This is a genomic window from Enterobacter sp. GER_MD16_1505_Eko_090 (assembly GCF_003331015.1).
GTDB lineage: Bacteria > Pseudomonadota > Gammaproteobacteria > Enterobacterales > Enterobacteriaceae > Enterobacter > Enterobacter roggenkampii.
On the sequence record NZ_PUQF01000006.1, the window covers coordinates 182406 to 202195 of the forward strand.

A 19790-nucleotide genomic window follows, 5' to 3' on the forward strand; every position below is an offset into this window, starting at 1 on the left:
AATTTATGACCATGCCAACCTCACAATGCCCGTGGCGGATGCAGGTGCATCACATCCATCAGGAGACGCCGGATGTGTGGACGCTGTCGCTGCTGTGCCACGACTACTATCCGTACCGAGCAGGTCAGTATGCGCTGGTTAGCGTTCGCCATTCGGCGGACACCCTGCGCGCCTACACCCTCTCCTCCACGCCGGGCGTCAGCGAATACATCACGCTCACCGTCCGCCGCATTGATGACGGTGCCGGCTCTCAGTGGCTGACCCGTGACGTGAAGCGCGGGGATTATATCTGGCTCTCCGACGCGCAGGGTGAATTCACCTGTGACGACAAAGCGGACGATAAATTCCTGCTGCTGGCGGCGGGCTGTGGCGTAACGCCGATTATGTCGATGCGCCGCTGGCTGGCAAAAAACCGCCCGCAGGCCGACGTGCAGGCGATCTTCAGCGTGCGCTCCCCGGACGATGTCATTTTTGCCGAGGAGTGGCGTGATTATCCGGTGACGCTGGTGGCTGAGCACAACGCAACGCACGGTTTTGTGCCCGGTCGCCTGAGCCGCGAGCTGCTGCAAAGCGTGCCGGATATCGCGAACCGCACCGTGATGACCTGCGGCCCGGCGCCGTACATGGCTATCGTGGAAGAAGAAGTGAAAGCGCTAGGCGTGACCCGTTTCTTCAAAGAGCAGTTCTTCACGCCGGTGGCGGAAGCGGCAACCAGCGGGATTCAGTTCACCAAACTGCAGCCTGCGCAGACCTTCTTTGGCCGCGTGGGCACGACGCTGCTGGAGGCGCTGGAAAGCAACAACGTACCGGTGGCGGCGGCCTGCCGTGCCGGGGTGTGCGGCTGCTGTAAAACAAAGGTGGTTTCCGGGGAGTACACCGTCACCAGCACCATGACGCTGTCCGACGCGGAAATTGCCGAGGGTTACGTGCTGGCGTGCTCGTGCCATCCGCAGGGCGATCTGGTCCTCGCATAAACAATAAACGCTCGTTCGTAGGCCCGGTAAGCGTCAGCGCCACCGGGCTTTTTTGCCGGGTGGCACTGCGTTTACCCGGCCTACGTTGTGCCTACTGCCTGTTCGGCATTCGACCCTAACCACCGACGCTTACCCGGCTGAAGTGCTTTCTAAGCTGCCTGTACGGCAGTGAACTAGTCGGCCTTCTTTTGGCGGCAAGCTACAGATTTCTAAGCTGCCTGTACGGCAGTGAACGCTCGTCACCAGGGTTAACTGATTTGTCGGAATTTTCTAAGCTGCCTGTACGGCAGTGAACAGGATGCGCGCCAGCGCATCAGCCAGAGGCACTTTCTAAGCTGCCTGTACGGCAGTGAACATAAACCCTCCAGTGTGGTCATTAGTTTACGATTTCTAAGCTGCCTGTACGGCAGTGAACTTTATCAAGCCGATGTATAAACGCCTGTTCCTTTTCTAAGCTGCCTGTATGGCAGTGAACTCCTGGTTTAGCTGGTCGTTGAGAATCTCCATTTTCTAAGCTGCCTGTACGGCAGTGAACAACTTTCAGTCGCCGCCCCTTGTGCTCCTCCTTTTCTAAGCTGCCTGTACGGCAGTGAACTGATGACCATACTGCACAGGCAGCCTGATAACTTTCTAAGCTGCCTGTACGGCAGTGAACGAGGTCGCTGCGTGGATTTATGGACATATGGGATTTCTAAGCTGCCTGTACGGTAGTGAACAGGCTTATTCGTGAATTGCCATCAATGTTTAGTTTCTAAGCTGCCTGTACGGCAGTGAACTCTGGCCGCAGGTAGCCCGGCGCGCCTGCGCGCTTTCTAAGCTGCCTGTACGGCAGTGAACTCGCTGTGATCGGCGGCGGTGTGAATTCGTTCATTTCTAAGCTGCCTGTACGGCAGTGAACAAAAAGGACTATATTCAGTTCCATGCTGTTATTTTCTAAGCTGCCTGTACGGCAGTGAACTCTATTACACAGTAGACCGTGCTGGTCATCATTTTCTAAGCTGCCTGTACGGCAGTGAACTTCAAATCCCTCCGGTTGTTGTTCCAGGTATCTTTCTAAGCTGCCTGTACGGCAGTGAACGTGAGTCATTCCCTGCTCTTCGCCCTATTGGCTTTCTAAGCTGCCTGTACGGCAGTGAACACGTGGGCGGTTTCGTTTATGGGTACCAGAATTTTCTAAGCTGCCTGTACGGCAGTGAACACGAAAGCCACCGCGGGTTGCGCGACGTGGGCTTTCTAAGCTGCCTGTACGGCAGTGAACAGCAACCCGCGGTAGCGCCGCCGGAGGCATCTTTTCTAAGCTGCCTGTACGGCAGTGAACACTGAGCACTACCAAAACTGCTCTCCTTATTTTTTCTAAGCTGCCTGTACGGCAGTGAACATAAAATTCGCTATTTCGGCTGTGGTGAATATTTTCTAAGCTGCCTGTACGGCAGTGAACAACGAAGAACAATCATAAAACTCGCCGCGCTGTTTCTAAGCTGCCTGTACGGCAGTGAACTGTCGGCGACACTGGACGGCGAGAAGGGCCGGTTTCTAAGCTGCCTGTACGGCAGTGAACTTTATATGCTCCTGAAACGCCAAAGGCGGCGATTTCTAAGCTGCCTGTACGGCAGTGAACTTGATGCGTCGTTCTGGTTCTTCAGGTACTCCATTTCTAAGCTGCCTGTACGGCAGTGAACTTACAGTCCTGCTGGAAATTTGGATATTCCGTTTTCTAAGCTGCCTGTACGGCAGTGAACTGGAACAATCTACACCTATCTTCTTGTGATATAAAGAAATCCCCCTAAAATTCTCCGTAAACCCTTTTTTCCCCACCAACAATTCACCGTTGTGAAATCAACAACTTAAAACTCACCAATAAAAAAGGGTCCGTAGACCCCTTCCCTCGGAACAGATTCCAACCCCTACCGCCACGCAGGTGCTTTCCCCAGCGCAAACCGCCCTGCCCCTAAAAACGCCACTGCCAGCGAGCCGATAAAGAAGTACACCAGGCTTTCAATCGCCCATGCGCCGACCTTGTCGAGCGCGAATGTCTCATCCAATCCCACCATCAGCCACGCCACGATCATCGTAAACGCCAGCACCAGCGCGGCCGGGCGCGTAAAGAGCCCGACAATAATCAGGAGCGGCGCCACCACCTCGCCAATCAACACGCCGTAGGCAATAAACCCCGGCAGCCCTTTCTCCACCAGCATACCGCTGATAAAGCCCACCCCGCCAAACAGCTTATGCAACCCATGAAAGAGCATCAGCCCGCCGACGACAAGTCGTAACAAGAGTTTGCCGAGATCGTCGCACGATAGCTTTTCATTAACAGCAATTAACAATGATTTAACCATTTGAAATGATTCCTGTTTTCACTGAGGTATCATCAGATTATGCCGAAGCGTTGCGCGTGAAAAGCACCTTTTAATTGGGGGGATTTGACGGGCAATACGGAGACTTTCTTCTAAGCTTGTAAGCGTTATCACAAAAAGGAGACGGACAACCATGAAACAAACCGTGGCTGCATATATAGCGAAAACGCTCGAACAGGCTGGCGTAAAACGTATCTGGGGCGTCACCGGCGATTCCCTCAACGGACTCAGCGACAGCCTCAACAAGATGAAGACCATTGAATGGATGCCGACCCGCCATGAAGAGGTTGCCGCGTTTGCCGCAGGCGCTGAAGCACAGCTTACGGGTGAGCTGGCCGTCTGCGCCGGATCCTGCGGGCCGGGTAACCTGCACCTGATCAACGACCTTTTCGACTGCCACCGCAATCACGTGCCGGTGCTGGCGATTGCCGCCCACATCCCCTCTTCCGAAATCGGCAGCGGCTATTTTCAGGAGACGCATCCGCAGGAGCTGTTCCGTGAATGCAGCCACTATTGCGAACTGGTTTCATCCCCGGAGCAGATCCCGCAGGTTCTGGCGATCGCCATGCGCAAGGCCGTGCTGAATCGCGGCGTGTCCGTGGTCGTTATCCCGGGCGACGTGGCGCTCAAGGCCGCGCCGGAAGGAGCCAGCACCCACTGGTATCACGCGCCGCAGCCGGTGGTGACCCCAGCCGAGGAGGAGCTGAAAAAGCTGGCGCAGCTGCTGCGTTACGCCAGCAATATCGCCCTGATGTGCGGCAGCGGCTGTGCGGGCGCGCATAAAGAGCTGCTGGAATTTGCCGGAAAGCTGAAAGCCCCGATCGTCCACGCCCTGCGCGGCAAAGAGCACGTCGAATACGATAACCCCTACGATGTAGGCATGACCGGGCTGATCGGTTTTTCTTCCGGCTTCCACACCATGATGAACGCCGACACGCTGATCCTGCTCGGCACCCAGTTCCCGTACCGCGCGTTTTACCCGACGGATGCCAAAATCATTCAGATTGATATCAACCCGGCCAGCATCGGCGCGCACAGCAAGGTCGATATGGCGCTGGTGGGCGACATCAAATCCACCCTTGCCGCCCTGCTGCCGCTGCTGGAAGAGAAAACCGATCGCAAGTTCCTCGATAAAGCGCTAAGCGACTATCGCGATGCCCGCAAGGGTCTGGACGACCTCGCCAAACCGAGCGACAAAGCCATTCACCCGCAGTATCTGGCGCAGCAGATCAGCCATTACGCGGACGACGATGCCATTTTCACCTGCGACGTCGGCACGCCAACCGTCTGGGCGGCACGCTACCTGAAAATGAACGGCAAGCGCCGACTGCTCGGCTCGTTCAACCACGGCTCGATGGCTAACGCCATGCCGCAGGCGCTGGGCGCAAAAGCAACGGCGCCGGAGCGTCAGGTGGTGGCGATGTGCGGCGACGGCGGGTTCAGCATGCTGATGGGTGATTTCCTGTCGGTGGTGCAGATGAAGCTTCCGCTGAAAATCGTGGTCTTTAACAACAGCGTGCTGGGCTTCGTGGCGATGGAGATGAAGGCAGGCGGTTACCTGACGGACGGCACCGAGCTGCACGACACCAACTTTGCCCGCATCGCAGAGGCCTGCGGCATCACCGGCATCCGCGTGGAGAAAGCGTCCGAGGTGGATGAAGCCCTGCAGCGCGCCTTCTCCATCGACGGCCCGGTACTGGTCGATGTGGTGGTCGCCAAAGAGGAGCTGGCGATCCCGCCACAGATCAAGCTGGAGCAGGCCAAGGGCTTTAGCCTGTACATGCTGCGCGCGATCATCAGCGGTCGCGGTGACGAGGTGATCGAACTGGCAAAAACCAACTGGCTCAGGTAAAACATCTGGCATCGCCTTTTTAAATATAAGGACATGCCATGATTGATTTACGCAGTGATACCGTTACCCGCCCGAGTCGCGCCATGCTCGAAGAGATGATGGCCGCCCCGGTCGGGGACGACGTCTACGGCGATGACCCGACGGTCAACGAACTTCAGCGCTATGCCGCAGAGCTGAGCGGAAAAGAGGCCGCCCTGTTCCTGCCCACCGGCACGCAGGCCAACCTGGTGGCGCTGCTCAGCCACTGCGAGCGCGGTGAAGAGTATATTGTCGGCCAGGGCGCGCATAACTATCTCTACGAAGCGGGCGGTGCCGCGGTGCTCGGCAGCATTCAGCCGCAGCCGATCGACGCCGCGCCGGACGGCACCCTGCCCCTTGATAAAGTCGCGGCGAAAATCAAAGCCGATGATATTCATTTTGCCCGCACCCGTCTGCTCAGCCTCGAAAACACCCACAACGGCAAGGTCCTGCCGCGCGAATACCTGAAGGCGGCGTGGGAGTTTACCCGCGAGCGCGGGCTCGGTCTGCACGTGGATGGCGCGCGCATCTTCAACGCCGTGGTGGAATACGGCTGCGCGCTGAAAGAGATTACGCAATATTGCGACTCGTTCACCATCTGCCTCTCTAAAGGGCTGGGCACCCCAGTGGGTTCCCTGCTGGTGGGCAATGCGGACTACATCAAGCGCGCCAACCGCTGGCGTAAAATGACCGGCGGCGGCATGCGCCAGGCGGGTATTCTGGCGGCTGCCGGGCTGTATGCCCTGAAAAACAACGTGGCGCGCCTGAAGGACGATCACGACAACGCCGCGTGGATGGCGGCGCAGCTGCGTGAAATTGGCGCCGACGTGATGCGCCACGACACCAACATGCTGTTCGTCCGCGTGGGCGATGACCACGCCGCTGCGCTTGGCGAGTTCATGAAAGCACGTGGCGTGCTGATCAACGCCTCACCTGTGGTGCGTCTGGTCATGCATCTCGACGTCAACCGCGAGCAGCTGGCCGACGTGGTAAAACACTGGCAGGCGTTTTTACAGCGATAAGGAGCATCACGTGCCGCAACGCATTCTGGTGCTCGGCGCCAGCGGGTATATCGGTCAGCATCTCACCGCGGCGTTAAGCCAGCAGGGGCACCAGGTGCTGGCTGCGGCACGCAATACCGAACGCCTGCAAAAACTCGGTTTGCCGGGCGTTACCTGTCACAACGTTGACCTCAACTGGCCAAAGGCGCTTCCCGCGCTGCTGGAAGGGGTCGACACGCTTTACTACCTGGTGCACAGCATGGGCGAAGGCGGAGATTTTATCGCCCACGAGCGTCAGGTAGCGATGAACGTCCGCGATGCCCTGCTGCAAAGCCCGGTGAAGCAGGTTATTTTTCTCAGTTCACTTCAGGCACCTGAACGCGAGCAGTCCGATCACCTGCGCGCCCGCCAGCTGACGGCGGACATCCTGCGGGGGGCCAATATCCCCGTCACCGAACTGCGCGCCGGAATCATCGTCGGCGCGGGGTCTGCCGCCTTCGAAGTGATGCGCGATATGGTCTACAACCTGCCGGTGCTCACGCCGCCGCGCTGGGTCCGTTCGCGCACCACGCCGATTGCGCTGGAGAACCTCCTGCATTATCTGGTGGCCCTGCTGGATCACCCGGCGGAGAAACATCGCGTGCTGGAAGCGGCAGGCCCGGAAGTGTTGAGCTATCAGGCGCAGTTCGAACATTTCATGCGCGTCAGCGGCCGCCGCCGCTGGCTGATCCCCATTCCCTTCCCGACGCGCTGGATTTCGGTGTGGTTTTTGAATGTCATCACCTCGGTGCCGCCGACGACCGCCAAAGCGCTGATCCAGGGGCTGAAGCACGATCTGCTGGCCGACGATCGCGCGCTGCGCGCCTTAATTCCTCAGGATCTGATCCGCTTTGACGATGCCGTGCGCAATACGCTCAAGGAAGAAGAACAGCTGGTGAACTCCAGCGACTGGGGCTACGACGCCCAGGCCTTTGCCCGCTGGCGGCCAGAGTATGGTTATTACCCGAAACAGGCGGGCTGCACGGTGAAAACCTCCGCGAGCCTGGCCGCGCTCTGGGAGGTGGTGAACCAGATTGGCGGCAAAGAACGGTATTTCTTCGGTAATCTCCTCTGGCAAACGCGCGGGGCGATGGACCTGCTGGTGGGCCACCGGCTGGCGAAAGGCCGCCCGGCACGCCCGTATCTTGAGGTGGGCGACGCAGTCGACAGCTGGAAGGTGATCGTCGTCGAACCGGAAAAACAGCTGGCGCTGTTGTTCGGCATGAAAGCCCCGGGGCTGGGCCGACTCTGCTTTACCCTGAAAGACAAAGGCGATCATCGTGAACTGGACGTGCGCGCCTGGTGGCACCCGCACGGAATGCCGGGTCTGTTCTACTGGCTGTTGATGATCCCTGCCCACCTGTTTATCTTCCGGGGAATGGCGAAACGCATTGCGCAACGGGCAGAACAAAAGACGGAAAAGATCTAAATAAAACTCTCTTTCTTTCACCTTTCCCATTGCATAGCGCCGTAATTCACGAAAGAATGCGCACGAAATTCTTTTCAACACAGTGGATAGCTATGAAGGTACTGGTTACCGGGGCGACCAGCGGCTTAGGCCGAAATGCGGTCGAATTTCTGCGCAACAAGGGCATCAGCGTCAGGGCTACCGGTCGCAACGAAGCGATGGGTAAGCTGCTGCAAAAAATGGGCGCAGAGTTCGTCCATGCCGACCTGACGGAGCTGGTCTCCTCGCAGGCGAAGGTGATGCTCGCCGGTATCGACACGCTATGGCACTGCTCCAGTTTTACCTCCCCGTGGGGGACCCAGGAAGCCTTCGATCTCGCCAACGTGCGGGCCACCCGTCGTCTGGGGGAATGGGCCGTTGCCTGGGGCGTGCGTAACTTTATTCATATCTCGTCACCGTCACTCTATTTCGACTATCACCACCATCGTGACGTGCAGGAAGATTTCCGCCCTTCTCGCTTTGCCTGCGAGTTTGCCCGCAGCAAGGCGGCCAGCGAAGAGGTCATCGACCTGCTGGCGCAGTCAAACCCGCACACCCGCTTTACGGTCCTGCGTCCGCAGAGCCTGTTCGGGCCGCACGATAAGGTATTTATTCCGCGTCTGGCGCAGATGATGCACCATTACGGCAGCGTGCTGCTGCCGCGCGGTGGCGATGCCCTTGTGGATATGACCTACTACGAAAACGCCGTTCACGCCATGTGGCTGGCCAGCCAGCCGGACTGCGATAAGCTGATCTCCGGTCGCGCCTACAACATCACTAACGGCGAACCCTGCACGCTGCGCAGCATTGTGCAGCGGCTGATCGACGAGCTGCAGATCAACTGCCGTATCCGTTCCGTGCCCTACCCAATGCTGGATATGATCGCCCGCAGCATGGAGCGCTTTGGCAGTAAAACAGCCAAAGAGCCTGCGCTGACGCATTACGGCGTCTCTAAACTCAACTTTGACTTCACGCTGGATATTTCGCGGGCGGAGAATGAGCTGGGGTATAAACCGGTTGTGACGCTGGATGAAGGGATTATGCGCACGGCGGCGTGGCTGCGGGATCACGGGAAGCTGCATCGCTAGCCTTTTTGCCCGGTGGCGGCTTCGCCTTACCGGGCCTACAACGGCTCCGTACTGTCCCCTCGCCCCTTAGCCTCATGTACGAAAACGGCAACCCGAAGGTTGCCGTTTGCTTTTACAGAGCCGTCCAGGCATCAGCCCACGCCAGGCCAGCGCCGGGTTCGTAGTATGCCGGGGCATTGTTACACCAGCCGCTGTACGGGAACGGTTTGCACTGGAACAGTTTACCGTGGTTGTTCACGATATCACCTGCGTTGTACTTGCTGTTCGCGCTCCACGCGGCGTAAGAGCCGGAAGTGCCTTCGTCCTTAGACTCGGCTTTCGCTTTCACATTCAGCAGGTAGGACGTGGTGCTGGTCAGTTCACCATCGCTGACGGTCAGGCCGATTTCGTACTGCTGAGCCGTTGCAGACTCTGGCGCCTTGAAGGTCACCACCGCTTTGTCCTGACCGGTCACGGTCTGGCCATCCTGGGAACGCCAGGTGTAGGTCAACTTGTTACCGTCGGCGTCAGTGGAGCCTTCCGCGCTCAGGGAAACCTGCGCACCCGCTTCAACCGCCCCGATTGGGCCCGCAATCTGCGCCACAGGGGCGTGATTCACGGTAGCCGGTTCAACAGGGGTGGTATCTTCCGCTGGCGTCGTATCCGCTGGCGGCGTGGTGTCTGCCGGGGTTTTGTCTTCTCCTGGGGTCACGGCTGAGCCGTCGTCGTTAATGATGTTCACGTTATAGAACTTCTTAACGCAGTTGGTGTAGTCACCCTCTTTGAACGCGCTGAACGGCGTCTGGTACCCCACCAGCTGGCAGGAGTAGGTCTTACCGTCCGGCGTATCCGGGCTCCACCCCCAGTCCTGCTCCCAGTAGATCTTCAGCGCGCCGGCGCCGCCTTCATCGAACTGCTTCATGTTGGCGCAGCCCAGCACTTCATTCGCCGGAACAGGCACTTTCAGGTAGTTCGCGAACTCTTTGTAGTACTTGATGCGGTTTTCAGACTGGGCAATCTCGGTTGGGCCGCCGCACTCTACGCCACCGTTGATGATCTGGGTGGTCACGCCGAAGCCCGGAACCAGTCCGTTGGCTTTATCGTGATCGTTTGGCTGCCAGGTGCCGTCGATAACCTGCAGCATGCTTGGTTTTGGCGGCTGCGGATAGGCGAAGAAGAAGATCGCACTTGCCAGGTTCAGCCAGGTATCCGCCACCAGCTCAGGCTTGTCGAGCAGGGTGCGGACGGTGCCAAACATCGCTTCAGAGAACGGACCGTAGTTGTAGTTGTAAGACAGCTGCTTCGCGCCGCGGCCAAAGTAGCTTACGAAGTCGCCGTCTTTGTCCTTACCGCATGGCCAGGTCTGTCCCTGCCAGATGTCAGGGTTACATTCGCCGTTATAGCCGCCTTTCTGGCCTTCGGTCCACCCCATTTCACGGACGTGAACCAGGGCCTGACGCCACTCGGCTTCCGGACGCCAGCTCTCATGGCCGCCGGTTTCCTGCGCAAAGTGGGCGAACATGGTCGCCAGCTCTTTGCGGCAGATGGCGTCGCTGTCGCGACCATCGTTATAGGTCTTACACAGTGCCGGGAATTTACCAACAGCCTTCAGGAAGTTACTGTAGGTATAAGACTGAGCGCGCAGCGGGAAGAGATATTCCCAGTCGCTGGCCTTCACGATCCCTTCAACGCGCTTGACGTTGTCAGGGTTCGAGGCACGACCTGGCTCAATCTGCTCAACGAGGCTATTGTCCAGGGTCGCAATGGTATCCTTCACCGAAACCATCAGCGGGAAATTGGTCAGCTCTTTTTCCTTTTTCGCCAGATCGCTGGCTTTCATGGTGTACGGCTCACTGCTGGCCGCCTGCAGTGATGCAGCCTGGGCCATAAAGGGTGCAATACATGCCCCCGCCACGAGAACGCTCAGTAATGTCCTTTTCGTCATTTCAAATAATCCTGTATTTAAGCAACTAGGGTGAGTACATTCCCGGCTTATGTATTACTCCCTTAATAAATAAGCCAGAGAGTGTGGTTCTTTTTCATTTTCTGAAGAACACCGAAAGGAATTCTTCAAAAAATAAAAATAACGCTACGGTTATTTACCCGATTTTATTTGCTGATACTTCGCCCACACTTTATGGGCATAACGCATGCGCTGCGGATAATTTTCTTTTTTCAATCCGGCGTTATACGCGCCCACCGCTTCCCAGTTATAGCCATACACGTTTATCATCCCGGACAGGATGGAGGCGCCGACCATAATGGAGGTACAGGGCTCATTAATAAGCTGATTTTCATCAATACCCTGACGTTCTAACTCACTGAAGTGTGAGCTGTTAATCTGCATCAACCCGACGTCACGCGTGCCGTCGTGGTTCCAGCCTACCGCGTGGGGATTCATTCCGGATTCGACTTTGGCAATTGCATACAATAACCACGGATCGACATGATAATAATGTCCGGCGTTATCCCAACAGTTCGCGAATACGCTTTGACTAAACAGCAGTAAAAATATAATCACGCGTTTCATGAGCACCTGCTTTTTAAATACTGAACCTCTTTCCGCTCATCATTAGCGATAATGCTGAAGTGTTGGTCACACCCGAAGTGGGGTGTGACCAACTATTGCGGGTTGATATCATTCCCGCAATCCACGGTTCAGAAGGTTATTTGCAGTCTGTTGAAGGACCTTCTTTCACCCATACATCGCTGTTAGCCGGGTTGTCACCGCGGGTCCACCATTTGGCACGGTAAACGTTGCCCTGGTAGGTTGTGGTTTCGCCGCCGTTATAAACCAGGTCAGAACGCCAGTTCATCTTCACGTTGCTGACCAGCTCCCAGGCATCCACACCGAAGCCAGGCTGGTTGCCTTGCGTCCAGTACTTCGCTTTCCACACCAGATGGTCGAAGCTCACGGTATCGCCACTGTTGTAGATTTTGCTGGCATCCCACGCGGCATATTTGCTGGCGTTAGCATCGACAGGCGCATCGCAGCTACCGGTTGCAGACCCTTCGTCAGATGGCGGGGTCACGTCATCAGACGGAGGCGTAACTTCATCAGAGGGTGGCGTTACGTCATCAGACGGAGGTGTAACCTCATCAGACGGTGGTGTAACGTCAGCCGGTTTCGGATTCACGGTAACCTGCACGTTAGACTGCACGCTGGTTTTGCCGTCGCCTACAACTACGCTCAGCGTATAGGTAGACGTGGTGGCAACGTCTGGTGCAGTAATCGTCACGTTCGCGGTATCGGTACCGGTTGCATGCATATCCGCTGGCACGCTCCAGGAGAAGGTCATCGCATCACCGTCTGGATCCACAGCCTGCGCGTGCAGAGCATAGGTTTCTCCTGCCTGCAGCGTCACTGCCTCCATTGCGTTCACGACTGGCGCCTGGTTAGCTTTTGGCGCTTTATTCACAACCTGCACATCAATGGCGTTGCTCAGGCCTTTAGCATCCGTAACCGTCAGGCGGAACACCATGGTCTGATCGCTGGTCGCTGCCGCAACGTTGAAGGTGGCTTTCGCTTTGGTGCTGTTGGAGAGAGTTACAGATGGGCCAGAAACCTGGGTCCATTTGTAGGTAATCGCATCGCCGTCTGGATCGCTGGAAGCAGAACCATCAAGCGTGACGGTTGCCGGGCCAGAGACGTTCTGATCCGCAGAAGACGCGATTGGCGCATGGTTGGTGACCACCGGATCGACCGGGGTAGAACCGCCCAGCAGACTTTCGTTCATCGCGTTCAGGATGTCGCCGGTATCAGAGTCAATAGACCAGGCAAAGAGTCCGCCCAGGTTTTTCGACAGCACATACTTGCCTTTAGCGGCGGTAGAGCGTGCATCTTCATAGGTGATCAGGTCGCCGGTAGACTTATTGAAGACATATGGCGCTTCAGCATTCGCGTCGTAACCATATTCCCAGCCAGGCTTGCCTTTGTACTCGTTAACGATCTGACGGTAGTCGACCACGCCAGGTTCCCAGGTACCTTTCACCATACCGGTTGCGGTACCCGTGAATGGATTGTCACCGGTGTAGCCATGCACGCCAGTCCAGCCGCGGCCATACATGCCCGCACCCACCACGATCTTGCCTGGCTGTACGCCCTGAGCAAGCAGCGCGTCCACGCCGTTCTCGGTGGTGTAGTTTGTGTCCGGGCGCCATGACGGCGCGCGCAGTGCGGCCTGGTGGCCCAGCTCGGTGTTGCTCCAGCCGCCGTAGAAGTCATAGCTCATCAGGAAGATGTGGTCGAGGTACTGCTGAGCAGCGGTGTAATCCACGTCTTCAATCTTATCGCGGCCCGCACCGATGGCGCTGGTCAGTTCATAGGTACGGCCAGTCTGTGCAGACAGCTCGTTCAGCATGGTGCGCAGGTCATGCATCAGGGCGGTATACGTCGCTTTATCCTGCTGCGGGTTACCCAGGTGTTCGCTCACGCCGCCGCCGCCAGGGAATTCCCAGTCGATATCCACACCGTCAAAGAACTTCCAGGTCTGCAGGAAATCTTTCACAGAGGAGACGAAGCGGGCACGGATTGCCGGGTCGCCCATGTGGAAGAACGGATCGGACAGCGTCCAGCCACCGATGGATGGCAGCACTTTCAGGTCCGGATGCGCTTTTTTCAGCGCCATCAGCTGGCCAAAGTTACCTTTGTACGGGTCGTCCCAGTTGGAGACGCCAGACTGCGGTTTTTGCAGCGCAGCCCACGGATCGTGAATGGCGACGGTATAGTCCGGACGACCCGCGCAGTCGCGCTGCAGTACGGAGAAGCTGTTACCGCCTTCAACGGTTTTCAGGCCATCGTTGATGCCGTCGCCGCCACAGATTGGAATGAAGCCATAGAGGATGTGGTTAAGGTTCGCTGCCGGGATTTTATCAACCGGGAAGTTACGATCGTAAACGCCCCATTCAGGGAAATACGCCGCAACCACTTTATCAGTATGTTTGGCGAACGTTTTGTTGTTCTCCTGCAGCGGCGCGTTCAGCGGCAGCAGATGGCTGCCGTCGGTGTCCGCCACGATGATCAGCTTGCTGGCGCTTTTGGTACAGCCGCTGGCATTACAGACTTCCACCTGCTCCTGATAACGTCCGCCCTTTTTCACTTTAAAGGTGGCTGAGCCGCTTGCACCAGCTGCGCCGGTCCACACGGTTTTACCATCCAGCAGCACTTTTGCAGACGTTGGCGCGTCGCCGCTCCACACGTTCCACTCGACTTTCACATCCACGCCGTCGTTATGTACCTTGACGAGGCTGTTGTAATCCTGCGCGGCCTGATCCACCTCGACCAGCGCAAATTTGTCATTGCCGGAGCCGATGGTCGGTGCACCTGGCGCAGCAGCGAATGCAGAACCGGTTGCCGCTGCAATAAAGAGCGCCAGATATTTAGGCTTAATAAATTTCATTTTTCTTTCCTGATAAATTTATTCGTAAACGAAATTGATCCATGTCTTCCTTTAGAACATGGAATGATATTCACATAGTGCGTTTTTAAATACGCAGACAGCCGTTATCCAAACCTTAAAGACGCGTTGTATTCCTCCATTAAAAGATACAAGCTAAAAATCCGTGTAGCTTATGCCTTTTACGATACACTGAGGATAAAAGGTCGTCCTTCTCTTTCCTCGTCGAAAATATTGATAAAAAAACTTGACCCGGTTATTTAATAGGTATTCACAAATAGCTGGCAGGTATAGAGCGCTATTCCAGCAAAAGCCAGATAAGGTCCGAAAGCGATGGTTAGGTTATTTTTATTCGATTTATTTAATAGCAAATAGCCCACTATGCCACTTAATGCGGCAATTAATTCAATCGCAGGCAGTGACTGCCAGCCGCACCAGGCGCCCAGCGCCGCCAGCAGCTTGAAATCGCCGTAGCCCAGCCCTTCCCGACGGGTAAGCAGACGAAACGCCCAGTACACCAGCCAGAGCGAAAGATAGCCTGCCACCGCGCCCAGCAGCGCATCACGCAGGGGCAGCCCGTGGCTGAAGGCGTGGAACAGCAGCCCGGCCCAGAGCAGCGGCTGCGTCAGGCAGTCGGGCAGCAGCTGGTGCTGTCCGTCAATCATCGCCAGCGGCAGCAGAAAGGCCACCAGCACCCACAGCGAGAAAAGGGATGCTAAGTCCGGTATCCACCGGGCGGTGAGGCCAAAGAACACCGCCGTCAACAGCTCGAGTAAAAATAACCGCAGCGGAATCGGCGACTTGCAGCAACGACAGCGTCCCCGCAGCGCCAGCCAGCTCAACAGCGGGATGTTCTCCCATGCGCGCAGTGCATGCTGGCAGACGGGACAGTGTGACGCCGGGAAAAGCAGGTTGCTGCGGCTCTCCTCCTCTAGCACCATCCCCGGCACGCGATCCACCACAACGCCGAGAAAACTCCCCAGGATCGCGCCGAATACGCCGCTCATCTCGGCAAACCCGACGGGATAACTCTCCCGGACGAGTATCAGCCCGTTCATGCCACTTTTTTCCAGGTCAGCTGGATTTCGGCCTTCACGTCGCTCAGGTGATCCACGGGCGTGAGGTTCATTTTCTCCAGCCTGACGCCTGACGCGAGGTTCATCTCTCGCAGCCAGTTTTTTAATTCATACACGTTGACCCGGTTCACGACAAAGGCCAGAGTCTGACCGTCCTGACGAATATCGGTCAGCGTCAGGTTAATTTCATGCGCGCTATTCTCCACCACGCTGCGTGGATTATCGGTTTTCACCTGTAGCACCGGCAGATGATTTTTATCAATTTCTGTTTTCATCCAGTTTACCGTTTCAATTTGTCGCGCCAGCGTCGCCTGGCTATTTTTTATCATGTTATCCAGGGGAATTATCCCTGCGTAATAGATGACGGCGCTGCATAAAGCTCCCGCCGCTATTTTTAAAATGAATTTTTCTCTGGTGCTGTATTGTTGATAACGAGATGTAAACTGTGCAATTCGCGCTTTCATTTATATTTCCCTGTAATCATGGCCGTATACGGCGCGTCCTTTGAAATAGGCTGTAACGTAAAATCAAAATTCGTGCTGGCCTGATGAATGAATTCCTGTAATGCCTGCTCGTTTTGCGCACTCACGCTTAATGTCAGGGTTCCCTGCGTGTCGTCATATTCAAACAGCGTAATTTCCATCGACGGAACGGACTGACGTATCTTTTCCAGTTCGTCCATCTGCAAAAAAATGCCTTTAGGCTGCTTCTTGATGTTCTGTCCAAAATGGTACTTAAGGTTGGTCTGGTGGCGCATACTCGGAAAATGGTGTTGATAAAGCTCGACCATCTCCTGCTGCACCTGATTTTCCCGATCTGCCAGCATCCACGCCAGGGTGATGCGGGGGCCGAGCAGCAGGCCCAGAGAGAGAAGCCCCATCACCGCGATGGCGGCCTTCATCCCTTTCGCCGCCCTCGCGCTGGTCGCTTTCGCGCTGAACGCACCGTGCAGCACGTTGACGCGGCACGCCCGCCACTGCGGCTGGATCAGCACCAGCGGATGTTCTGCCGCCAGCTGTTCGTCAACCTCAATGCCCGGCGGGATGTCCCCGTAGCAGCGGACCTCGCCCTCTCCGGCTTTTTGCATCAGCAGCGGCAACAGGCCAACCTCAACGTTACAGGCGATATGCGGCGACAAGCGCAACCAGTAGTTCTCTTCCCGCGCAACCAGCGTGCTTCCACCCGCCGTGACCGGCAGCAGCCAGGCGTCAGGCAGGACCTGAATGACCTTCAGGCCCGCCTCGTGAAAGCGGGTCAGCCACTGCTGCAGGCGGGCGGAATCTATCGCCACGGCGTCCACCTCGGCGCCTTTTTTGTTCAGCACCGTCCAGTGGAGATCGTCCACCTCACCAATCAGAGTCTCCTCCGCCATCCACGAGAAGGCGGTCGCCTGCGACGCCATTTTCTTCGGCAGCGTAAAGTGGCGGAAGATCATCTCACTGGCGGGCAGCAGCAGACACACGCGCGCAGCCAGAGGATGGTCGGCAAGGGTATGCAGCGCCTGCAGGGTGTCCAGGGTTGTAACCTGTTCGCTTCCCGACTCACACCACATGATTTTCCCGTCCTCACGGCTGTCGGGACGAACAAAAAGGACCTGTTTCATAGCGTTCTACTTTTCTTATTCAATCATTCGGTAACGACGTTGCCACGTCACAATTTCACCGGCTTCGTTATTCACCTGAAGCTGGCTCACCACGCGAAGCGTTAACTCATCGGTATTGCCGGTGTAGTTGACGCGAAAATACCGGCTGTTGATGGAGAGCAGCCCGGCCACCTGCGGCAACTCTTCCTTCAACTGCGGGAAGGCCTGTTCCAGCGCTTTGCTGAAGACGTCCATACTTTCCCAGCCGGTTTCCGGCCGCGACTCAATCAGGCGTACGGCATCGTCCGCGGTGAGTTTTCCCGGGAACAGGGCTGCCAGTAAGGGCGCCTGCTCCGGCGTCAGAGTATTGACATCCACCTTGCTGGCCGAGTCCGGCAGCGCGCATAAGAGCTTGCTCACTTTCGGGTACGCTGCCGCAGGAAACGCCGGCAGCAGCTTGATCTCGGCAAGGGTGCGCATCATCTGATTCGCAGGCTGACGCGCCGGCACTACGCCAGACCAGGCGTCCATCTCCGCGCCCTCTTTCACCGTCGTGGCGTCGCCGTCGAGATAATCCACCAGTTGCTGATAAATTTCTTCCGCCGCCGTCTGGCTGATGCCGCCGTCCGTCAGGATCTGCTCGACAATCTTCTCTTTTCGCGGTTTTTCCGGCACGGTTGACGCATTTTGCTCCTGAGCCACTTTGTCTGCGGCCAGCAGGTTATTGACGTTGAAGCAGTCCTGCGCGTCGTCGACCTGGCTGACCACCGTATAGTCTTCACCCTGCGTCTCCAGCGGCAGGTGCCAGTCGCCCTCCGGGTCGAGCGGTTTGCTCTCGCCGCTGGCGTCGTTCTGCAACCGGTCTTTCACCACTTTTTCCTGCGCCTGCATTGCCCAGCGCAGCTGCTGCTGGCTCACCTGATAGTGGGTTTTCTGCAAATTACGGCAGAACTGCTGGCTGATTTTGGCCGCCAGGGCCGACATCATGACCAGCAGGATCAGCACAACCAGCAGGGCAACACCGCGTTGCTGATGGACCCGGCTCATGGCTTCACGTCCGGCGCAGGCGCATTTTGCGGGGCAGGCACGTTTTCTGCCGCCGGTGCCACCGCTTCTGGTATCTCTCCCGGCGTGGTAAACACCCAGCGCCAGGTGTCGCCATTTTCCATGGTCAGCGTAAGCTCCACGCCGTCTGGCAGATGGGCAGAGTCACCCCAGCTTTTTTGCCAGCCCTGGTGATAAAACCGCCACTGCATCGCTTTCACCTCGCTGACGATAGGCACTTCATCGGGTTTGACGTCCGCCGGGCTGTCAATCACCGGCCAGACGTCGCGATACAGACGCCCTTCTTCCAGCCGCCAGCGCACGCGCTCCAGCTGGACCGTGCCACTCACGTCGTTCAGCGTGGTAAATTCCACGGCATCGCCATCCTGTAAAAACAGATCCGGCGCGTTGCGCGGCGCCCGCGCCTGCAGCTGGAAAAAATCGCGCTCCATCAGGCTCCAGGCACGCTGAAGCTGATTAAGCTTCGCCGCGCGGGTATCGGTTGCCGAACTGGTGCGCATCGCGCCGTCGAGAATTTGCCAGGCCAGGGTGCTGATGACCGCAAAAATGGTAAGCGCAATCATGATCTCCAGCAGGGTAAAACCGCGCTGGCGTCGGCTCGTCTTCACTTGCTCTCTTCTCCCGGCCCAATGATCTGAAGCGAAATGACCGGCTGGCTTTTATCGCCTTCGGCGTAAACGCGGATGGCATTGGCCCAACCGCTATTGGCGGTTTTCACCCGCTGCTTATGCCAGTACCAGCTGCGCCCCCCCATGATTTCCGTCCCCTGCTCCTCGGCATCGGGAAAATCGGTTTTGCTGAGCTGGGCTTCAGCCAGCTGATTTTCTACAACCCAGCTGGCCTGCAGCGTTTCGGCCAGCCCGTGGGTGAAGCGCACGTTCAGGGAGACGGAATTCATCAGCGCCAGCGCGGCGGTGGAGAAAATGACCAGCGCCACCATCACCTCCAGGAGCGTCATCCCGTTCTGCTTAACCTTGCCTTTAGTCATCGTTCTCTACCGAAACCGGGGCCGCGCCCTGCGACACCACGCGGAAGTGATGCTGTTTGTCGTAACTTTGCAGCGTCAGCGTAAAACGGCCAATCTCACCGTCCGGCAGAAAGAGGATCTGGGGGTCGGCCTCGACGTTAGCCGCCAGACGCTGAGGCGAGAGCGACACGTGCATCTCTTCCGGGAAATCGCCCTTCGTGGTAATACGGCCGGCGGATAACGGCACCCAGTGACGTTCGCCGTTTTTATCGTCGAGCGTGACCAGCTGATATTTATCGGTAGCGATCACCAGCCCGACAATATTTCCGTCCATGACCGCGCGGTCTGAACCATAATCAACGAGGGCTTTTAATTGCTGACCAAATATATCCGCACCGCTGCGTGAGGGTATTGTTGAGACAACCATCATGGCGCAACTGGCAAATATCACCAGCGCCAGAATAATTTCCAGCAACGTAAAGCCGCGTTGATTCTTCATTATTTCTCTTTCTTATCCAGAGACCAGTTCGTAATATCGTCTGCGGTGTTGGCTTCGCCATCAGGACCGGCAGAGAAGACGTCTACGGCGCCGTGTTCACCCGGGCTGACGAGCAGATAATCGTTGCCCCACGGATCCTGCGGCAGGCGGCGAATATAGCCGTCAGCGCGGTAGCCGTTGGGAATAGGCGCGATCTCAGGCTTGGTCACCAGCGCCTGCAGACCCTGCTCGGTCGTTGGGTAGCGGTGGTTATCGAGCTTATACATATCCAGCGAGCCTTCGAGCGCAACAATATCGCTGGTCGCCTTTTGCGCGTCCGCTTTTTCTTTGTTACCCATTAAATTGGGCACTACCATACTCGCTAAAACGCCGAGAATAACGATCACCACCATTAATTCGAGCAAGGTGAACCCCGCCTGGCGAGCCAGACGTTTTGTTTTTATAGCCATG

Annotated in this window: 17 protein-coding genes and 1 CRISPR repeat array; of the genes, 5 read left to right on the forward strand and 12 right to left on the reverse strand. The window is 57.0% G+C overall.

Annotation, left to right across the window (positions count from 1 at the left end; translation table 11 throughout):
* The first annotated feature begins 5 nt into the window (after window positions 1-5).
* Entirely contained in the window at window positions 6-974 is a 969-nt protein-coding gene (gene hcr, locus C6A40_RS09035; RefSeq protein ID WP_045334109.1) for an NADH oxidoreductase, read from the forward strand.
* Between the two features lie 146 nt (window positions 975-1120).
* A CRISPR array of direct repeats spans window positions 1121-2713; the repeat unit is 28 nt; unit sequence TTTCTAAGCTGCCTGTACGGCAGTGAAC.
* A gap of 165 nt (window positions 2714-2878) precedes the next feature.
* On the opposite strand, the gene C6A40_RS09040 is transcribed toward hcr, so the two are convergent.
* Entirely contained in the window at window positions 2879-3313 is a 435-nt protein-coding gene (locus tag C6A40_RS09040; RefSeq protein WP_045334108.1) for a DoxX family protein, read from the reverse strand.
* 151 nt (window positions 3314-3464) lie between these two features.
* Here C6A40_RS09040 and poxB point away from each other — a divergent pair, with 151 nt between their 5' ends.
* The 4 genes from poxB (at window position 3465) to C6A40_RS09060 (ending at window position 8776) form a co-directional block, all read left to right on the forward strand.
* Complete coding sequence (poxB, locus tag C6A40_RS09045) at window positions 3465-5183, forward strand: ubiquinone-dependent pyruvate dehydrogenase (RefSeq protein WP_114191263.1); 1719 nt, start codon at window positions 3465-3467, stop codon at window positions 5181-5183.
* Between the two features lie 38 nt (window positions 5184-5221).
* Complete coding sequence (gene ltaE, locus C6A40_RS09050; RefSeq protein ID WP_021240900.1) at window positions 5222-6223, forward strand: low-specificity L-threonine aldolase; 1002 nt, start codon at window positions 5222-5224, stop codon at window positions 6221-6223.
* Between the two features lie 10 nt (window positions 6224-6233).
* A complete protein-coding gene (locus C6A40_RS09055) occupies window positions 6234-7670 on the forward strand; it encodes an SDR family oxidoreductase (RefSeq protein WP_045334105.1) in 1437 nt (478 codons plus the stop codon).
* A gap of 92 nt (window positions 7671-7762) precedes the next feature.
* Window positions 7763-8776, forward strand: a complete 1014-nt coding sequence (locus C6A40_RS09060; protein WP_045334103.1) for an NAD-dependent epimerase/dehydratase family protein — start codon at window positions 7763-7765, stop codon at window positions 8774-8776.
* 112 nt (window positions 8777-8888) lie between these two features.
* Here C6A40_RS09060 and C6A40_RS09065 read toward each other — a convergent pair whose 3' ends face one another.
* The 11 genes from C6A40_RS09065 to gspG form a co-directional block, all read right to left on the reverse strand.
* Window positions 8889-10700, reverse strand: coding sequence for a chitinase (locus C6A40_RS09065; RefSeq protein ID WP_008500007.1), 1812 nt, complete (start codon window positions 10698-10700; stop codon window positions 8889-8891).
* 150 nt (window positions 10701-10850) lie between these two features.
* Complete coding sequence (gene iagB, locus C6A40_RS09070) at window positions 10851-11285, reverse strand: type III secretion system invasion protein IagB (protein ID WP_008500008.1); 435 nt, start codon at window positions 11283-11285, stop codon at window positions 10851-10853.
* Between the two features lie 136 nt (window positions 11286-11421).
* Window positions 11422-14154 carry a glycosyl hydrolase family 18 protein gene (locus tag C6A40_RS09075; RefSeq protein ID WP_008500009.1) on the reverse strand — a complete coding sequence of 911 codons (2733 nt, stop codon included), beginning with the start codon at window positions 14152-14154 and terminating at the stop codon, window positions 11422-11424.
* Window positions 14155-14411: 257 nt separating this feature from the next.
* Window positions 14412-15209 carry a prepilin peptidase gene (locus C6A40_RS09080; protein ID WP_045334101.1) on the reverse strand — a complete coding sequence of 266 codons (798 nt, stop codon included), beginning with the start codon at window positions 15207-15209 and terminating at the stop codon, window positions 14412-14414.
* Entirely contained in the window at window positions 15206-15691 is a 486-nt protein-coding gene (gspM, locus tag C6A40_RS09085; RefSeq protein ID WP_021240906.1) for a type II secretion system protein GspM, read from the reverse strand. Before gspM ends, C6A40_RS09080 begins: the two co-directional genes overlap by 4 nt.
* Window positions 15688-16830 (reverse strand): type II secretion system protein GspL, encoded by a 1143-nt coding sequence (gene gspL / locus C6A40_RS09090; RefSeq protein ID WP_045334098.1) that lies wholly within the window; start codon window positions 16828-16830, stop codon window positions 15688-15690. The genes gspM and gspL overlap by 4 nt, the downstream gene beginning before the upstream one ends.
* Before the next feature lie 15 nt (window positions 16831-16845).
* A complete protein-coding gene (gene gspK / locus C6A40_RS09095) occupies window positions 16846-17856 on the reverse strand; it encodes a type II secretion system minor pseudopilin GspK (protein WP_045334095.1) in 1011 nt (336 codons plus the stop codon).
* Window positions 17853-18482, reverse strand: a complete 630-nt coding sequence (gene gspJ / locus C6A40_RS09100) for a type II secretion system minor pseudopilin GspJ (protein ID WP_045334093.1) — start codon at window positions 18480-18482, stop codon at window positions 17853-17855. Before gspJ ends, gspK begins: the two co-directional genes overlap by 4 nt.
* The gene (gspI, locus tag C6A40_RS09105; protein WP_045334090.1) at window positions 18479-18862 is read right to left on the reverse strand and encodes a type II secretion system minor pseudopilin GspI; all 384 of its coding nucleotides are present in this window, start codon (window positions 18860-18862) and stop codon (window positions 18479-18481) included. Before gspI ends, gspJ begins: the two co-directional genes overlap by 4 nt.
* On the reverse strand, window positions 18855-19340 hold the full coding sequence (gene gspH, locus C6A40_RS09110) for a type II secretion system minor pseudopilin GspH (RefSeq protein ID WP_008500017.1): 486 nt from the start codon (window positions 19338-19340) through the stop codon (window positions 18855-18857). Before gspH ends, gspI begins: the two co-directional genes overlap by 8 nt.
* Window positions 19340-19789 (reverse strand): type II secretion system major pseudopilin GspG, encoded by a 450-nt coding sequence (gene gspG / locus C6A40_RS09115; RefSeq protein WP_008500018.1) that lies wholly within the window; start codon window positions 19787-19789, stop codon window positions 19340-19342. Before gspG ends, gspH begins: the two co-directional genes overlap by 1 nt.
* Between the last annotated feature and the right edge of the window lies 1 nt (window position 19790).